The organism is Ensifer sp. ENS07 (genome assembly GCF_014852185.1).
GTDB classification, from domain to species: domain Bacteria; phylum Pseudomonadota; class Alphaproteobacteria; order Rhizobiales; family Rhizobiaceae; genus Ensifer; species Ensifer adhaerens.
In genome coordinates this window covers 149,777-164,925 of the sequence record NZ_JACVBE010000006.1, presented here as the reverse complement: position 1 = coordinate 164,925, position 15,149 = coordinate 149,777, and the positions used below count along the sequence as shown (strand labels likewise).

The window sequence follows — 15,149 nt, the reverse complement described above, 5'->3', positions numbered from 1 at the left end:
TGTTCTCCGGTTGCAGAAAAAGCCGCGCCGACGGGGTTATCGGAGCGGCCTGATCAGGCCCTTACTTTGCGGGGTTCGGGCCGATGCGCTTGCCGTGCTTGACGCGTTCCTCTGCGCCGTGAACCATTGTGTAGGCGTAGTCGACGCCCATGCCGTACGCGCCGGAATACTCCTTCACCAGCGTGGTGACCGCATCGTAGGTTTCCTTCCGCGCCCAATCGCGCTGCCATTCGAGCAGGACTTGCTGCCAGGTCACCGGGATCACGCCTGCCTGCACCATCCGATCCATCGCGTATTTGTGCGCGTCGGCGGAAGTGCCGCCAGAAGCATCGGCGACCATGTAGATCTCGTATTCCGGAACATCATGGAGAGCGGAAAGAGCAAACGTGGTGTTGCAGACCTCGGTCCAGAGACCGGAGACGACGATCTTCTTCCGACCGCTGGAGGCATTCTTCGCCAGAGCGTCACGGACGTTCTGGTCGTCCCAGGAGTTCATCGAGGTGCGCTCGAGAAGGTCGTTCTCCGGGAAAACGGCAAGCAGCTCGGGGAAGGTGTTGCCAGAGAAGGATTGCGTCTCGACCGTGGTGATCGTGGTCGGAATATTGAAGATCTTGGCGGCCCTGGCGAGGCCGACGACGTTGTTCTTCAGCGTCTGGCGGTCGATCGACTGGACACCAAAGGCCATTTGCGGCTGCTGGTCGATGAAGATGAGCTGGCTGTTGGCCGGGGTCAGGACTTCAAGCTTGGACATGGTACATTCCTCTACGGTTGCGGCCCGCGTGCGGTGCCAGAAAATGGTCAGCAGCCGTCGATCGGACGCCCTCGAGCGACACTCGTCCTTTAAATCTCTGAGTGTCGCTGGCTCGGTTCCGGGCCGGTGCACTCGTCGTCTTGGCTGCTGAAAACGAACTTACCGCGCCGTCACCATCCGAGGAATTGCAATAAGAATTTCGATTGAATTGCGTTATTTGAAATAATCGTTGGTCGGAGAGCACGTTAGAAACGGAAGACGCCGCGATCCCATCGGATCACGGCGCTGCCATTTCAAAACTTTCGCTGACTGCTGCTTATGCCGCCAGCGGCACGAGGTTTGCCTGAATCTGTTCGCGGTATTCTTCGTATCTGACCGGAAGCTTAAGGGCTTCCCCGAGATGGGCCGTATCCTCGTCGCGGTTGAATCCGGGTTCGTTTGTGGCGACCTCGAAGAGGATACCGCCCGGCGTGCGGAAATAGATGGCCCAGAAATAATCGCGATCGATGACAGGGGTGACTTGGTAGCCGGTGTCCATCAGCGCCTTGCGCACCTCGAGCTGTTTCTCGCGGTTGTCGACGGCGAAAGCGATATGGTGCACCGAACCTGCGCCCTGTCGCGCGAACGGTGTCTTTGGCAATGCCAGTAGATCGATCGTGTCCGCTCCGTTACCGTTGGGTATGATGAAGCGCACAACGTCGCCCTCCTTCTCGGCGCGCTCGTAGCCCATGAAGCCGAGCAGTTCCTCCGTTGCAGCGGTGTCGTGCAGACTGAAGCGTGCGCCAGCGAAACCGCGGATGGCCGCATCATCTGGAATTCCATCTGACAGCCATGGAGCACGCTTGTCGTCTGCGGACTCGACAAGCGCAAAACTGTCGCCGTCCGGTCCCATGAAGCGGAGTCGGTCGACGCCGAAGACAGTGTCACGTTCCAGACCATCCACGCCTTGTGTGGTGAAGCGATCCTGCCAGAACTTCAGCGATCCCTGGGGAACGGAGAACTGGGTCTCGCCGACTTCACCGACACCGGGGCGGCCGAGCATCATGTTCGAGAACGGGAAGTAGGTCATCACCGTTCCGGCCGAGCCCGTCTCGTCACCATAGTAGAGGTGATAGACGCTCGGGTCGTCGAAGTTAACAGTCTGCTTGACACGCCGAAGACCAAGCGTGTCGGTGAAGAAGCGGTTGTTCTGCCGCGCGTCCGATGCCATCGAAGTCACGTGGTGCAGTCCCTTGATGTCCTTGATCATCTTGAACCCTCTCGGTTGTGTTCCGGTGTTGATAAGAATGTAGACCCGTTGATCACTGCCCGGAATTGCAATATTCCTTTTGACTGAATTGCAATTTATGAAACAATGAGATGAACGACTACAAAGCTCTCCGAACCTTTCTGCTCGCCGCTGAGAAGCGGAATTTTGCCCAGGTCGCCCGCGAACTGGACATGACGCCAGCAGCCGTCACACGGGCAATCGCCGCCCTCGAGGCGGAACTCGGCGTGCAGCTCTTCGTTCGAACGACGAGACAGGTATCGCTGACAACCGACGGCGCAGTCTTTGCTGCGCAGATCCAGCCAGCGGTCAAGACTCTGGAGGACGCGCGGCGCGAAGTAATGAACGCACACAAGTCGGACGAGGGGCGGCTGCGTATCAGTGCGCCGACGTGGTTCGGCAAGACGGTGCTGCCGCCGATCCTGTCCGGGTTCAAGGAACGCTATCCGAAGATGAGCTTCGAGATCTCGCTGTCCGATGGATTGGTGAACATCGTCGACGACGACTACGATCTGGCGATCCGCATCTCGTCGCAGCCTTCGGACAAGTTCACGATCTGGAGGAAAATCCGGGTGGTGCCGCGCATCCTGGTCGCCGCTCCCGGAAGCAGATTCGCCGACATGCAGCACCCGAACGAACTGAAGCCCGACGACTGCCTCGCATACAGCGGCGAAAGCCGGCGTGAGAACTGGGTGCTGTCGGACGGTGGGTCAAGCATCACGATTTCGGCAGGCCGAGCCTTCAGTGCGAACAGCGGAGAGGTTCTGGCGGACATGGCCGCCGACGGAGCGGGTGTCGCGCTGCTTCCAGGATTCAACATCGCCGATCACATCACGAGCGGTCGCCTTGTCCACGTCTTCAAGGGTTGGGCGCCGCCGGACCTGTGGCTGACGCTGTTCTACCCGCCCTACCAAGCCCTCCCGCCAAGGATTGCGTCATTCTCCAAGTTCTTCGAGGAGCAAGTCGCGGCAAAGATGGTCATGTTGGACTGACGCACGCAAATGTCCTTCACCATGATCTGGCACACCCGTTTCAGATTCGATCATGCTGTTTAAGTGCTCGAAGCCTAGCTGCGACTATTTGTTGGAGCTGCCACAGGTTTCGATCGTAGATTTTGCGATCCGCCAGATCTGAAACTGTCCGATGCAGGTACTCCGCGCAAGATCCGGCAGGTCCACATGCCTGGGCGATCAACCCTGCCGCCTCTTCGAGGGGGATCTTCTGCGTGAGTGGAGATTGCCTGCCGCTCGCCCAGAACGTGAGCGCCCGTCGCACACCGGTCAGTGTCCTGACCGCAATCCAACGCACCATGTCGCACACTTCGGCGTACCGAATCTCTCGTGCCAGAAGAGTACGCAAATCTTCCCTCTTGGTAGTGCACGGAAGCTTGAGGATGAGACCCGAACAGCTTCCTCCCGGCCGAAGCGCGAGCATGAGACCGGGCGCGTCGGAGGTGGCCCTGAGCCGCTCAATCCTCAACGAGAATGCACGGTGCCAGCCGTAAGCGACCGCCTCTTCGCTGGCGGCCACCTCGAAACCCGGGTTCCACATCAAGGATCCGTACGCGAACACCCATATCTCCTCGTCACCAGCCTCTTCCTCAACCCTGCTGACGAGGTCGTCGAGCTGCTCGGACGAGATCGGATTCCAATTGGGTTCCGGTCCCTCGTCTTCGACAATTCTGATGGTCGTGGCGACGAGGTCCGGGGTAAGTTCCATGGTAGCAGGTGCGGGCGCCTTGGCGGACGGTGTCTTTGACATCGTGTGAACCGTTCAACGAGTTTGCCGCCGGAGGCCCATCGCCTCAGGCAGCTAATGGAGTAGCGGCCGCCCGATCAATTAGCGGGTCGGTTGATGATTGCCCGGAACGTGATTTCGACGATCTGCTCGGGGAAAGCCAGCGCGGACACCCCGATCAGGTTGCTGGTGCACTGAGGCACATCCGTACCATACATTTCCTTGCGGACCTTGGATGCGGCCGCAAACGCGCTAGGAACGTCCAGCACGTAGAGTGTTTCTTCAACGACATCATCGAGGGTCGCATCATATCTGGCGAGCAGCGTCTTTGCGTTGACGTAGGTCTGGCGGACCTGGCTCTCCATCTGCGAGAAGTCCGCAGGCCGATTATTCTCATCGAGTTCCGCTGGAGCGACGAGATTGCCTTTCTCATCGTGGCTCAACTGGCCCGACACATAGATCGTGTCCTTGACCTGCACGGCCTGAACGTATCCGAAGGCGCGCTCCCAGGCGACGCCATGGTTCTCTACTTTCTTGGACGGGTGGTTGCTCTTCGTCATGATAGATTCCTTGAATGATGGTCGCACAGTAGGCGCTTGTGGTTCATGGAGGCGACGGATGCGTGGGAGGCCGCACCCGCCGCCGGACCGATCAGGCCTTCACGAAGGCAAGGAGATCGGCATTGAGGACATCGGCGTTGACGGTCAGCATGCCGTGCGAGAAGCCGGGATAGGTCTTGAGCGTGCCATTCTTCAGGAGCTTGGAAGACTTCAGTGCAGAGTCTGCGATCGGCACGATCTGGTCGTCCTCGCCGTGCAGCACCAGCGTCGGCACGGCGATGGCCTTCAGGTCTTCCGTCTGGTCAGTTTCGGAGAAGGCCTTGATGCCGTCGTAATGGGCCTTCGCGCCACCCATCATGCCCTGGCGCCACCAATTCTGGATTACGCCTTCCTGGACTGTGGCACCATCGCGGTTGAAGCCGTAGAACGGGCCGGCCGGAACCTCGCGGAAGAACTGCGCGCGATTGGAGGCAAGCGCCGAACGGAAACCGTCGAACACTTCGATCGGCAGGCCTTCCGGGTTGGCTTCGGTCTTCAGCATCAGTGGCGGAACTGCGGAGACGAGAACCGCCTTCGCGACGCGGCCGGCTGGCTGGCCGTGCTTGGCGACGTAGCGAGCGACCTCACCGCCGCCGGTGGAGTGACCGATGTGGACGGCATTCTTAAGATCGAGCGCTTCGACGACGGCGAAGGCATCCGCAGCGTAGTGATCCATATCATGGCCGTCGGAAACCTGAGCGGAACGTCCGTGACCACGGCGGTCATGGGCGACGACGCGATACCCCTTCGACAGGAAAAACAGCATCTGGGCATCCCAATCGTCCGACGACAGCGGCCAACCGTGGTGGAAGACGATCGGCTGAGCGTCCTTCGGACCCCAGTCCTTGTAGAATATTTCGACGCCGTCCTTGGTGGTTACAAATGCCATTGTCTTGGTTCCTTCGGTTGAGCTGGATGCTGAAACAGCCTCGGCTGCTAGATTGAGAGACGGCGAAATCGCCATGGCAGCGACGGCGGCACCGGCGGAAAGGAGTGCGCTCCTGCGCGTCATGGAAGAAAAGGTCTGGGTCATTTCGGTTGCCTGCGGCTTCTTCGTTGAGGCATCAGGCGACACTGAATTCGTCTGACGGCCTGATACTGCCGCAAGCGTGGGGCGCTCACAATTGCGCCAATAGTTTCGATTTTATTGCGGAATATGAAATGGTGGCGGTGGTCGACGGTCCCGATAGCTCCTCAACATTTCGTCACGCTACGGTCCGATCAGCCCAGTTCCTGAATGCTCAAGCCGAAGCAAACGCTTTCGCCTTCGCCCATCCCACGAGCAGAATTCACCTGGTCGAGCGAGAGAATGGCCCGTCAAAGGGCGCCCAGCAGCGTAAAAAATTCCATCAAAAAGCTGTTGGGGAATGCGAGAGCCGTAAAGGTCGACCTTATGCTTCGCTTTGAAGGGGTTCGAACCAACGACCTGTTGTTCCAATTCCCCCTTGTCCGCTGGAGTTAGAGGCGTCGCTTGCCCCTGGATCGATTGCGACACGAAGGATGACACTGTCGGTCCGATAGACCGCCCGCTGCTCGATCAGTCGTCGATACGGAAACCGACCTTAATGACCACCTGATAGTGCGCCACCACGCCATCCTTGATGTGCCCCCTGATCTGGTCGACTTCGAACCATTCGAGATTTCTCATCGTCTTCGAAGCGCGTGAAATCGCCCCTTCGATCGCGTCTGTAACCGACGTCTTCGAACTGCCGACAAGCTCCACCTTCTTGTAGACGTGATCACTCATGACAACCTCCCGTTTGGCTTGAGAAAGGGCATCCTACAGCCAACCCGCAATCCTCGCCCGTACTATTGCAGTGCGGCGGAAATCCTGGTGCCATCATCCGACATCGAGACAGAGATATTTGAGTTCAAGGTAATCCTCGATGCCGTACTTTCAGCCTTCTCTACCTTGCCCGGATTGCTTGATCCCGCCGAATGGCGCCAGTTCAGTAGAAATCGAACCCGTGTTGACGCCAACAATGCCGTATTCCAGCACTTCCGCCACCCGAAACACTTTGGCGAGATCCTTGGCGTAGAAGTACGAGGCCAGTCCGAACTCCGTGTCGTTGGCAAGCGCTACGACTTCCTCTTCCGTTTCGAACTTGAAGAGCGGCGCGACCGGTCCGAACGTTTCCTCCAAGTAACGCACTGCCAAGCCAAGTTCTTTCAGCCACGCATGCCGCCGCTGGACAGGTAAGAGCCCTTCAAACTTTCGGTTCGTGAAACCAAGAAAGTAAGCTTCGGCAACCTGCAGCCCAGCTTGTTCTACGCTGCCAAAGTTTTGCCTTTGACTGCCAAAGTCTCCGAACTGATCATTGCAGCCTTGCAAACGGAGGCTTCCTTCGTGATTTATGCACTCATCAGGCGACCTCGGGGCCGCCAAAAACCCAGTTGAAAACAAGAATTGAAGTTGGCCCGGTCTGGCAGTTTGCGAACCGTGTCGAGAGGGACTGGAAGGAAGAGAACACGCAATTTCCCGCTGTTCGCGCTGTCAATGACTAAACACCTCCGTCGCTGAGAGAAAGCCCAAGAATGAAGAGCCTGGTCCATGCGATCACCCCCTCGATCGCAAGCGAAGAAGCTTGCGTCCAACAATCCTTGAGTGTGGAATTCGACGAGACCCGCGGAACTGTTTTCGTCATCGATGCCGATCTCGTCCGCCATGACTTCGATGATGAGGAGATGGCGTTAACGTTTGTTGCACAAGGAAACAACCGTGCTGAGACTGATTAAGAAATTCCTTGGATTGGCGCCGGATTTACCTGCCGTCGAGGCCGTTCAGTTCGTGTCAACCCCGACCGAAACCCGCATTCCGCCACAAATCGAGCCAGTGCGACCGCCATCCATGGCTCCGCCTCCGGCCGAGCCACCGGGGCGCAAGATCATCCTCGACCTTGAAACGACCGGGGTTGCGAAGGATGACCGGATCATTGAGGTTGCTGCGCTTGAACTGTTCGAGGATGGCCGGATCGAAAGGGCGTTCCACACCCTGGTCAATCCGGAAGGCAAGGAAAGCAATCGGTTCGCGCAGCGCAAGCACCAGATCACGCCGGAGATGCTGCAAGGCCAGCCGACGTTCCGCGACATCGTGGATGCGCTGCTCGAATTCATCGGCGACGATGAGATCATCGCTCATTCGGCGGATTTCGAATTCCGGTTCCTGCGGCAGGAATTCGATCGGCTCGCCCGCCCACCGCTTCCGAAGTCGCGGTTCGCCTGCTCGCTGGAACTAGCCCGCGAAGTGCTGCCAGAGCAGGCCTCGCATAAATTGGAGCATCTTGCTGGATACTTTGATCTGGACACGACCAAGGTACAGCTGCATCGGGCACTCGCGGATTGTATGGTGCTGGCCGTGGTGTACGACGGTCTGCTCAAGGAACAAGACAGATGAGACTGCTCTTCGCGGCAGTAATCGCTGCCGTTGCCGCCACATCCGTTTCAGCCGCCACGGTCAACCTCATCGATGGCGACACTGTCAGGATCAATGGCAGGACCATCAGGATTGTCGAAATCGACGCCCCGGAGACCTACAAGCCGCGCTGCGAACTCGAACGCATGCTCGGCTACGCGGCGAAACAGCGGCTGCGACAATTGCTCGACGCCGGGAACATAACCTATGAGCCGGCTGGCACCGACCGTTACAATCGTACGCTCGCGCACGTCTTCGCTGGTGGGATCAACGTCGGATCGACGTTGCTCGCAGAAGGCCATGCGCTGGCTTACCGACCCGGCGCTGATGCTAAACTCGAACGGTTGCGCGCATGGTGCGGACCTGGCGCACAACTCAATGGCAGTTTCGACAAGCCGAAGACGGAAGGTGCCAGGCCGAAAGGCCTGGCTGCGCCGCTGATGATAACCAGCGCACCGTATCGCAATTGCTCAGAAGCACGCGCTGCCGGGGCTGCCCCGCTGTACGCGGGCAATCCCGGCTATTCGACGAGGCTCGACCGTGACGGTGACGGCGTTGCTTGTGAACGAAGGAGAGGGAGATGACAAACACCATCCAGTTGCCGGCGCTGTGGCGCAATAAGGATAGTGAAGCGGATATCGTGCCCGGTTTGGAGAGAATGATCAAAGACCTGGAAACGCCGGTCACTGAGGCCCATTCAGGCTTAATCAACTGTGGACTGCGCGGCGAAGAACTGAAGCGAACGCGACATGAAAGCCGCTAGTGTCTGTTTGCTCATTGCAATTGCGGCGCCCTCGCAAGTGGTCGCAGCTGACTATGATAAAGGGGTGCGCGCTGTCGCGCATCTCCGAGAGGCATTACTCGTCTGCAAGAACCTTGAAATGTTTCAGGACTATTTGAGTGACGGCGACCGTAAGGTCACCGAACGCTGGAAAGCAAGTAGCGGCAATCGATTTGAGAACGACGTTGCCACATATCTCAAAGATACTTTGAGGCCCTTTCTCGCTGACGAAAAGCGGAGAGGGGAATGGTGCGTTGAAATGGGCGACAAGACTGGAAGATTTCAAACCGAAGATCGTATACGTGGCTATTGCATCGAGAGACATCCAGACAGTTTCGCGGCACAGGCAAATTGCTTCTCCACCGAAATGGAAGGTTGGAAAAAGCTTCACGAGCGCGAATAGACCAAATGGCACGGATCAAGGGACATGGAAATCCGAACTGGGGTCGCGAAGAGAACTATCTTGGCGCTCGATCTCTGATGGCTGAAACCTTTGTCAAAGTGCGATCGGCATGCTGAGGTCTCTCGCAAACTTCTGCGGGACGACGATACGCGCGGGCTCAGCGGGCATCACTGCTCACTTGCGCCAAGCTGCCAAGCAGATCATAGTTTGGCTGTAAAATTGGCGGTGGTAGGCAGGCGGTGGTTACTCATCACGACGATCCTATCGTTCGAAGGCTAGCGACCGTTCCGACCGGGGTCGGCTTGGCTGTACGCTTCGCCGTGGCGCGTCTCGAACACTTGGGAATAAATCCCGCACCATTGCTGTCGCAATCTCGCTTGTCGGCGGCCGATCTCTCAAACCATAACCGGATCAGCGTCATTTCGCAGATCGAGTTTTTGGGACGGGTTTCGCGCGCCACCAAGGACAACTGGATTGGTCTCACGCTGGCGCAGGACTTCGACCTTCGCGAAATCGGGATGCTATACTACGTGGCCGCCTCGTCACGTTGCCTGGACGACGCATTCCGGCGGCTGGAGCGATATTCTCGCATTGCGAACGAGGCACTCGCAATTCAGATTGACAGAGAACCGACTTGCCGTATCGGACTGACCTATACCGGCGTTCCCCGTCATTTGGATCGACACCAGATGGAGTGCCTGGCGGTTGTACTGTTGCGCCTTTGCCGTCAGGTTGTCGGGCAAAAGCTTGTTCCGCTTCGAGTAAGTTTCGTTCACCACCGTTCGGGCGACTTGCGAGCGATACGGCGACTGTTCGGTTGCGACATCGAGTTCGGTGCCCTTGCCGACGAGATGCACTTTGACAGGAGGATCCTAGAGCTTCCACTCGTTAAGGTGGACCCGTTCCTCAACGAGCTGATGGTGAAGATGTGCGAGGACGCAATCTCGCTGCGAACTTCGAACACAAGTCCCCTCCGCACGCTTGTCGAGAACACCATCGCCCCGCTTCTTCCGCATGCGGAGGCGCGAGCCAAGACGGTCGCTCGGCGTCTCGGTTTGAGCGAGCGGACCTTCGCGCGCCGATTGGCGGAGGAAGACTTGCGATTCGGCGAAATCCTTGACGAGCTGCGACGCGATCTGGCGGTTCGCTACCTCGAAGAGGAAAACCTGCAAGCGTCCCAGATCGCCTGGCTGTTGGGGTTCCATCAGCCCAGTTCATTTAGCCATGCATGCCGGCGTTGGACGGGCCTAAGCCCATTGGAATTCCGGGGGGCGACCGCTTCTCTCCGCCTAGAAAACTGACGAGAGTTTACTTTCGCAGACAGTGGCTAACGATCTAGCCTTGTTTCGCGCTGCCAGTGTTTTGGGGCCCTCTGCCAAAGACGCAGAACTAATACTTGCCACCTTGCAATGACGCGCGCTTTTCGCGATCTAGGCTCCTATCAGGGCGACCTGAAGGCGGCCGTGATCGAGGAAGGCAACTGATCGCGTGAAGCAATATTCATGACCTAGATATTTACATTTCCGTCGAGCTAACTGGGCGCGAATGCCCGGCTTTTTCGAGCGTCGCCGCGCAAAGATCGCCTTGGGCATTACCGCATTTTTCGTCATTGCCATCATCGGCGCGACAATAAACTAACGTGACACATCAGGACGGACGCTTGACCGGCCTTGGCGCGCATACGCGCAAAAGTGGCGTCGAGCGCGGACGGTCGTGCGTTGACAGGATGCCGTGCAACCGCGGCGACGCTAAGCGTGGCACTGCTGTTTTAGTGGCGCCGGAAATCAAAATGGAGTGACACACATGAACTTTGCAATTACCGCCCTTGTTTCCCTGCTTGCCGGTCAGGCGCTTGCCGATGATACCGCCGACAGGATGCTGAAGACATTGCAGGATCGCGAAGCAACACGTCAGCGCGCCGTGATTGAAGAAATCCTGCGGAAAGCTGACACGCTCGCTGAAATCGACGCGACTTGCAACGCTCGATACATGGATCATCGCAAGGAAACGTCACCTGAAGCCGCCGTCGCTTGCAAGTGGGATTTGAAAGAGGCGCTAGGTGTCAAATGAAGACGGTTCGTGTGTTCTGCCAAGCTTTCGGCCCGATCGTTCGCGAATGGCTGATCGGTCTAGGGCAACTTATGTTTGTTTTTGGCAGTCTATTCGCGTTCACCTTCGCCTTTGGTTACAGCCAGAACGAATGGCGTTTGATCGCCGGTCCGTCAGTGGCGCCTCTGACGCGTCCGCATGGACGTCAAACCGTTCGCAGAGTCGTGGAGCGCATTCTTGGTCGATGAGCAGCGCAGCTTAGTCGCTTTCTTGAACAATCTAGTGAACGCCTGAACGGAACCGCGGACCATTTTTCCTTTCGACAAGCGCTCGCGCGACCGGGCGGCTTCGGGCGTGCACGTGGCGCGGACGGGCTGAACTACGTTATTGGCGCATGGCGCCAACCGCCTTCCCAGTGATTTACTGCACGGCGAGAGACGAAGATCAGGCGGGTCCCAACATAATAAAAGTCTCGCTCTTCGCTACACCGTCGGTGGCTCGCACAGTGGAGATGAGGTCATTCAATTCCGACATGGTCGAGACTTCGATTTCCGCGATCATGTCCCAAACGCCGTTAGTGTTGGAAAGAGAGGCGACGCCGGGTAAGCGTTTGACGGCAGAGACCGCATGTCTCGGAGACCCGGTCATCTCGATCAGAATAAACGCCCTGATCAGGTCCTTGCTGATGTCGTCTTTCACGCGAACCGTGAAGCCTTTGATGTTTCCGTCTGCGACAAGCCGATCCAGCCTTTTTTGCGCCGTTGCTCGAGCCACCCCAAGGATCTGCGCGAGCTGTGGAACGGATGCCCTACCATTAATCCGCAGTTCCGCCAGCAAACGCCTATCGAGATCATCCATCCGCTTCTTCCTAAATCGTCAATTCAATTACTATTTCGTTACGCACGAGAAAATTCAAGCACTTTGTGTTCTTTTTTGTTCATCGCGATCGGACTACGACTTTCTCCCATCGATACACAGCCGGCCGGAACAATAGCGGGATCACTCAATCACCCGACCTGACTGTCAGTCGATCAATCCAGGGAAATTGGAAATCGCCTCATAGACTAGGCGTCGATCCGACCTGACGGATCGCATCGGGAGATGAATAGATGAAACTGAACAAGGCTCTTTCCGCAGCCCTTATTGCGGCCGCGTTCCTGCTTCCCCTCTCGTCCGTGCAGGCCGACGATCTGCAAGAGATCGAAAAGGCAGGCAAGCTCTCCGTCGCGCTGTCGGGCGTCTTCCCCCCGTTCAGTTTCGTGGATGAAAACAACAAGGTGGTTGGTTTCGACGTGGACGTTGCCTCGGAAATCGCCCGTCGCCTGAAGGTCGAGCCGAACATCGTCACGACCGCATGGGATGGCATCATCGCCGGCCTGGTCACCGGCCGCTACGATACGATCATCGGTTCGATGAGCGTCACCGACGAGCGAAAGAAGGCCGTCGACTTCGTCGGACCATACTACCGATCGGGCTTGGCCTTCTTCGTGCGCAAAGGCGCCGGTGTGGCGAGCGTCGAAGAACTGAATGGCAAGACGGTTGGCGTGACGCTCGGGGAGACCGCTGAAAAATGGGTGCGGGAGCAGAACGCCTACGACGTTCGCACCTACAAGGGGCTGCCCGAAATGCTTCTGGATGTTGCTGCGGGCCGCGTGGACGCGATCGTGGCCGACGACGTTCCGGTGTTCGTGGCGATTGCCAAGAGCAACGCTCCGGTCGTGCAGGTCAAGAACGACACGCTGCCGCGCTACGACGCCGGCATCGCCATTCGCAAGAGCAATCCGGAACTCGCTGCGGCAATGCAGAAGGCTCTCGACGACATGATGGCCGACGGCACCTATGAAACGATCGCCAAGAAGTGGATCGGCCAGGACATCCGCTAAATCGATCGGCCGGGATGTCAAACGACATCCTGGTCTTCCCCGGCGGCAGGGGTGTGTTCGGCGGAGGCCTCACCATGCCGTTGCCCTCGAATTTCGCAGCTCAGCGACCTGCCGCGTTGAGGCGCATGTTCCATGCGACCTGAACGATGGCGGGGCATTGCCCGCGAGCAAGGTCCGGAGGACCCGGAATGGATTTTCAACTGATTGGGCGAATAGTGCCCTTCATCGCAGAAGCATCGCTGGTGGCGATCGGCCTGACGGTCTGTTCGCTGGCGATCGGGCTCCTGGTCGCAGCCATCGTTGCGATGGGGCGTTTCTCGAAGATCGAACCGATCCGCTGGCTCGCGACATTTTACGTCAGCGTCATGCGGGGTACGCCCTTAATCGTGCAGCTGTTCATCGTCTATTTCGGTGGGCCGCAATTCGGGCTGGAATTGACACCGTTCGTCGCCGGTGTCGTGACGATGGGCTTTAATATCGGCGCCTACATGTCCGAAGGGATCAAGGGAGCCATCCTGGCCGTCGACAAAGGACAGGCCGAGGCAGCGCGATCGATCGGGTTCGGCCGTTTCGACACGTTGCGGCTGTTCATCTTGCCTCAGTCTGCGCCACTGATGGTCCGTTCGCTGGGCATCAATACGGTCATTCTGTCGAAAAGTACCGCACTGGTATCCACGATCGGCGTCGTCGAACTGACCTATTCGGCGCAGCGTTTCGTGACCTCCACCTACAAGCCGTTCGAGGTCTTTACCGTTGCCGGAGTGGCCTACCTCGCCATTATCGCGGTCGTTTCGCTCGTTGCCCGCGGAGTCGAACGTGCCTTCGACGCAAACGGGAGGGCCGTCGCATGACATTCGATTTTAGCGTCGTACCGCCCTACTGGAGCCTCCTGCTGGTCGGCCTGGCCTGGACGATCATCATCACCGTTCTCGCCGGCACCATGAGCGTCGTTCTCGGCGTGGTCATTGCAATCGCAACGCTCTACGGTCCCAAGCTTGTAAGCCTGCCCATTCGCAGCATCATGTTTCTCTTCATGGGCACGCCGCTGCTGCTGCAGCTCTACTTGCTCTATTATGGTCTGTCGCAGGTGGGCCTGATGTTGCCAGCCTTCTGGACCGGCCTGATCGGACTGGGCCTGCACTACGCCGCCTACAATGCGGATATTTTCCGCGCGTCGCTGCAGACGGTCGATCCCGGACAAACAGAAGCGGCGCGATCGCTTGGGTTCAGCCGGGGCTCGACCTTGCGTCACTTTATCGTACCGCAAGCGATCCTGACCGCCCTGCCCCAAGTCGGCAACAACAGCATCATCCTTTTAAAGGATACCGCCGTTCTTTCCGTGCTCGGCATCGCCGAGCTTGTTTTGAACGCCCAACGCGCCATCAGCGAGACCTATCGCCCCTTCGAATTCTATTTCACCGCGGCTGTTCTCTACTACATCGTCAACCTGGCGATGGAGTTGGTACTGAGCAAGGCCGCCCGCAAAGCGGAGGCCATCCGATGACAGAACACACTCCCATGATCGAGTTGCGGCAGATCCGCAAATCCTACGGCTCCCATGAGGTCCTCAAGGGTATCGACCTGCACGTGGCCCGTGGCAAAATCATCTCCATCATCGGGCCGAGCGGATCGGGAAAGAGTACGCTGCTGCGATCCATCAACATGCTCGAGGAGACATCCTCCGGCGAGATCTGGCTCGATGGCCAACAGGTCAACCGTCCCCTCAAGGGCCGCGCATTCGAAACCCACATCAACCATATCCGTCAGGAGATGGGCATGGTGTTCCAGCAGTTTAATCTGTTTCCGCATCTGACCGTGCTCCAGAACATCATGATCGGACCGATGCGGCTCAAGGGCCTGACGAAGGAAGCCGCACTTGAGCGTGCAAATGCGCTTCTGGCCAAAGTTGGCCTAGCGGAAAAGGGGAACGCCTATCCGGCGCGGCTGTCGGGGGGACAGAAGCAACGTGTTGCCATCGCCCGGGCGCTGGCGATGCAGCCCAAGGTCATGCTGTTCGATGAGGCCACCTCCGCCCTCGATCCCGAGCTCGTCGAAGAGGTCAACCAGGTGATGAAGCAGCTTGCGGCGGAACACATGACCATGCTGATCGTCACACACGAAATGCGGTTTGCCGCAGAAGTGTCCGATCACGTGATGTTCATGGACGGTGGCGTGGTGGTCGAGCAAGGGGCCCCGGAGCATGTGTTCTCCAATCCCACGGAGGCACGCACCCGCGCGTTCCTTCGCAAGTACCTGTCGAACTGAGA

The 15,149-nt window shown here is 58.1% G+C and carries 21 protein-coding genes and 1 pseudogene; 14 read left to right on the top strand and 8 right to left on the bottom strand.

The genetic code is table 11. From position 1 onward, the window contains the following. Nucleotides 1–61: 61 nt before the first annotated feature. Both IB277_RS20100 and IB277_RS20095 read right to left on the bottom strand, forming a co-directional pair. Nucleotides 62–751 (bottom strand): hydrolase, encoded by a 690-nt coding sequence (locus IB277_RS20100; RefSeq protein WP_060583098.1) that lies wholly within the window; start codon nt 749–751, stop codon nt 62–64. Between the two features lie 316 nt (nt 752–1,067). After that, the gene (locus IB277_RS20095) at nt 1,068–2,000 is read right to left on the bottom strand and encodes a VOC family protein (protein ID WP_192371458.1); all 933 of its coding nucleotides are present in this window, start codon (nt 1,998–2,000) and stop codon (nt 1,068–1,070) included. 110 nt (nt 2,001–2,110) lie between these two features. Between IB277_RS20095 and IB277_RS20090 the strand changes: the two genes are divergently transcribed. After that, entirely contained in the window at nt 2,111–3,010 is a 900-nt protein-coding gene (locus IB277_RS20090) for a LysR family transcriptional regulator (RefSeq protein ID WP_060583100.1), read from the top strand. Between the two features lie 40 nt (nt 3,011–3,050). On the opposite strand, the gene IB277_RS20085 is transcribed toward IB277_RS20090, so the two are convergent. From IB277_RS20085 to IB277_RS20075, 3 genes are all read right to left on the bottom strand, one after another. After that, nucleotides 3,051–3,737 (bottom strand): gamma-glutamylcyclotransferase, encoded by a 687-nt coding sequence (locus IB277_RS20085; RefSeq protein ID WP_192371457.1) that lies wholly within the window; start codon nt 3,735–3,737, stop codon nt 3,051–3,053. A 116-nt stretch (nt 3,738–3,853) separates the two neighbouring features. After that, a complete protein-coding gene (locus IB277_RS20080) occupies nt 3,854–4,315 on the bottom strand; it encodes a RidA family protein (protein ID WP_192371456.1) in 462 nt (153 codons plus the stop codon). 91 nt (nt 4,316–4,406) lie between these two features. Continuing rightward, on the bottom strand, nt 4,407–5,243 hold the full coding sequence (locus IB277_RS20075) for an alpha/beta fold hydrolase (RefSeq protein WP_246812757.1): 837 nt from the start codon (nt 5,241–5,243) through the stop codon (nt 4,407–4,409). Between the two features lie 73 nt (nt 5,244–5,316). On the opposite strand from IB277_RS20075, the gene IB277_RS38690 reads away from it, so the two are divergent. Further along, entirely contained in the window at nt 5,317–5,442 is a 126-nt protein-coding gene (locus IB277_RS38690; RefSeq protein WP_256436324.1) for a hypothetical protein, read from the top strand. A 449-nt stretch (nt 5,443–5,891) separates the two neighbouring features. Here IB277_RS38690 and IB277_RS20070 read toward each other — a convergent pair whose 3' ends face one another. Both IB277_RS20070 and IB277_RS20065 read right to left on the bottom strand, forming a co-directional pair. Continuing rightward, nucleotides 5,892–6,101 (bottom strand): dodecin, encoded by a 210-nt coding sequence (locus tag IB277_RS20070; protein ID WP_192371454.1) that lies wholly within the window; start codon nt 6,099–6,101, stop codon nt 5,892–5,894. Between the two features lie 150 nt (nt 6,102–6,251). Next, nucleotides 6,252–6,494: pseudogene (locus IB277_RS20065) on the bottom strand (aldehyde dehydrogenase family protein); the annotation flags it as partial. A gap of 395 nt (nt 6,495–6,889) precedes the next feature. Here IB277_RS20065 and IB277_RS20060 point away from each other — a divergent pair. From IB277_RS20060 to IB277_RS20025, 8 genes are all read left to right on the top strand, one after another. Then, a complete protein-coding gene (locus IB277_RS20060) occupies nt 6,890–7,090 on the top strand; it encodes a hypothetical protein (RefSeq protein WP_192371453.1) in 201 nt (66 codons plus the stop codon). Continuing rightward, on the top strand, nt 7,074–7,748 hold the full coding sequence (locus IB277_RS20055) for a 3'-5' exonuclease (RefSeq protein ID WP_192371452.1): 675 nt from the start codon (nt 7,074–7,076) through the stop codon (nt 7,746–7,748). The genes IB277_RS20060 and IB277_RS20055 overlap by 17 nt, the downstream gene beginning before the upstream one ends. Beyond that, complete coding sequence (locus IB277_RS20050) at nt 7,745–8,350, top strand: thermonuclease family protein (protein ID WP_192371451.1); 606 nt, start codon at nt 7,745–7,747, stop codon at nt 8,348–8,350. The genes IB277_RS20055 and IB277_RS20050 overlap by 4 nt, the downstream gene beginning before the upstream one ends. Further along, nucleotides 8,347–8,529 (top strand): hypothetical protein, encoded by a 183-nt coding sequence (locus IB277_RS20045; RefSeq protein WP_192371450.1) that lies wholly within the window; start codon nt 8,347–8,349, stop codon nt 8,527–8,529. Before IB277_RS20050 ends, IB277_RS20045 begins: the two co-directional genes overlap by 4 nt. Next, on the top strand, nt 8,516–8,950 hold the full coding sequence (locus IB277_RS20040; RefSeq protein ID WP_192371449.1) for a hypothetical protein: 435 nt from the start codon (nt 8,516–8,518) through the stop codon (nt 8,948–8,950). The genes IB277_RS20045 and IB277_RS20040 overlap by 14 nt, the downstream gene beginning before the upstream one ends. A gap of 302 nt (nt 8,951–9,252) precedes the next feature. Next, entirely contained in the window at nt 9,253–10,251 is a 999-nt protein-coding gene (locus tag IB277_RS20035; protein ID WP_210339624.1) for an AraC family transcriptional regulator, read from the top strand. 502 nt (nt 10,252–10,753) lie between these two features. Then, entirely contained in the window at nt 10,754–11,020 is a 267-nt protein-coding gene (locus IB277_RS20030; protein ID WP_192371447.1) for a hypothetical protein, read from the top strand. Then, a complete protein-coding gene (locus IB277_RS20025) occupies nt 11,017–11,247 on the top strand; it encodes a hypothetical protein (RefSeq protein ID WP_192371446.1) in 231 nt (76 codons plus the stop codon). Before IB277_RS20030 ends, IB277_RS20025 begins: the two co-directional genes overlap by 4 nt. 196 nt (nt 11,248–11,443) lie before the next feature. Here IB277_RS20025 and IB277_RS20020 read toward each other — a convergent pair whose 3' ends face one another. Beyond that, entirely contained in the window at nt 11,444–11,857 is a 414-nt protein-coding gene (locus IB277_RS20020; protein ID WP_192371445.1) for an Lrp/AsnC family transcriptional regulator, read from the bottom strand. 251 nt (nt 11,858–12,108) lie between these two features. On the opposite strand from IB277_RS20020, the gene IB277_RS20015 reads away from it, so the two are divergent. The 4 genes from IB277_RS20015 (at nt 12,109) to IB277_RS20000 (ending at nt 15,147) form a co-directional block, all read left to right on the top strand. Then, nucleotides 12,109–12,882 (top strand): transporter substrate-binding domain-containing protein, encoded by a 774-nt coding sequence (locus tag IB277_RS20015; RefSeq protein WP_192371444.1) that lies wholly within the window; start codon nt 12,109–12,111, stop codon nt 12,880–12,882. 188 nt (nt 12,883–13,070) lie between these two features. Beyond that, nucleotides 13,071–13,733, top strand: coding sequence for an amino acid ABC transporter permease (locus IB277_RS20010; RefSeq protein WP_192371443.1), 663 nt, complete (start codon nt 13,071–13,073; stop codon nt 13,731–13,733). Further along, entirely contained in the window at nt 13,730–14,386 is a 657-nt protein-coding gene (locus IB277_RS20005) for an amino acid ABC transporter permease (protein ID WP_192371442.1), read from the top strand. The genes IB277_RS20010 and IB277_RS20005 overlap by 4 nt, the downstream gene beginning before the upstream one ends. Continuing rightward, nucleotides 14,383–15,147, top strand: coding sequence for an amino acid ABC transporter ATP-binding protein (locus IB277_RS20000; RefSeq protein WP_305853017.1), 765 nt, complete (start codon nt 14,383–14,385; stop codon nt 15,145–15,147). Before IB277_RS20005 ends, IB277_RS20000 begins: the two co-directional genes overlap by 4 nt. Nucleotides 15,148–15,149 lie beyond the last annotated feature (2 nt).

Coding starts and splice junctions, on each gene's coding strand:
- IB277_RS20060 (WP_192371453.1), top strand. CDS start 6,890: ATGAAGAGCCTGGTCCATGCGATCACCCCCTCGATCGCAAGCGAAGAA.
- IB277_RS20015 (WP_192371444.1), top strand. CDS start 12,109: ATGAAACTGAACAAGGCTCTTTCCGCAGCCCTTATTGCGGCCGCGTTC.
- IB277_RS20000 (WP_305853017.1), top strand. CDS start 14,383: ATGACAGAACACACTCCCATGATCGAGTTGCGGCAGATCCGCAAATCC.
- IB277_RS20030 (WP_192371447.1), top strand. CDS start 10,754: ATGAACTTTGCAATTACCGCCCTTGTTTCCCTGCTTGCCGGTCAGGCG.
- IB277_RS20020 (WP_192371445.1), bottom strand. CDS start 11,857: ATGGATGATCTCGATAGGCGTTTGCTGGCGGAACTGCGGATTAATGGT.
- IB277_RS20005 (WP_192371442.1), top strand. CDS start 13,730: ATGACATTCGATTTTAGCGTCGTACCGCCCTACTGGAGCCTCCTGCTG.
- IB277_RS20085 (WP_192371457.1), bottom strand. CDS start 3,737: ATGGAACTTACCCCGGACCTCGTCGCCACGACCATCAGAATTGTCGAA.
- IB277_RS38690 (WP_256436324.1), top strand. CDS start 5,317: ATGGCAGCGACGGCGGCACCGGCGGAAAGGAGTGCGCTCCTGCGCGTC.
- IB277_RS20010 (WP_192371443.1), top strand. CDS start 13,071: ATGGATTTTCAACTGATTGGGCGAATAGTGCCCTTCATCGCAGAAGCA.
- IB277_RS20070 (WP_192371454.1), bottom strand. CDS start 6,101: ATGAGTGATCACGTCTACAAGAAGGTGGAGCTTGTCGGCAGTTCGAAG.
- IB277_RS20040 (WP_192371449.1), top strand. CDS start 8,516: ATGAAAGCCGCTAGTGTCTGTTTGCTCATTGCAATTGCGGCGCCCTCG.
- IB277_RS20080 (WP_192371456.1), bottom strand. CDS start 4,315: ATGACGAAGAGCAACCACCCGTCCAAGAAAGTAGAGAACCATGGCGTC.
- IB277_RS20090 (WP_060583100.1), top strand. CDS start 2,111: ATGAACGACTACAAAGCTCTCCGAACCTTTCTGCTCGCCGCTGAGAAG.
- IB277_RS20025 (WP_192371446.1), top strand. CDS start 11,017: ATGAAGACGGTTCGTGTGTTCTGCCAAGCTTTCGGCCCGATCGTTCGC.
- IB277_RS20075 (WP_246812757.1), bottom strand. CDS start 5,243: ATGGCATTTGTAACCACCAAGGACGGCGTCGAAATATTCTACAAGGAC.
- IB277_RS20045 (WP_192371450.1), top strand. CDS start 8,347: ATGACAAACACCATCCAGTTGCCGGCGCTGTGGCGCAATAAGGATAGT.
- IB277_RS20100 (WP_060583098.1), bottom strand. CDS start 751: ATGTCCAAGCTTGAAGTCCTGACCCCGGCCAACAGCCAGCTCATCTTC.
- IB277_RS20050 (WP_192371451.1), top strand. CDS start 7,745: ATGAGACTGCTCTTCGCGGCAGTAATCGCTGCCGTTGCCGCCACATCC.
- IB277_RS20095 (WP_192371458.1), bottom strand. CDS start 2,000: ATGATCAAGGACATCAAGGGACTGCACCACGTGACTTCGATGGCATCG.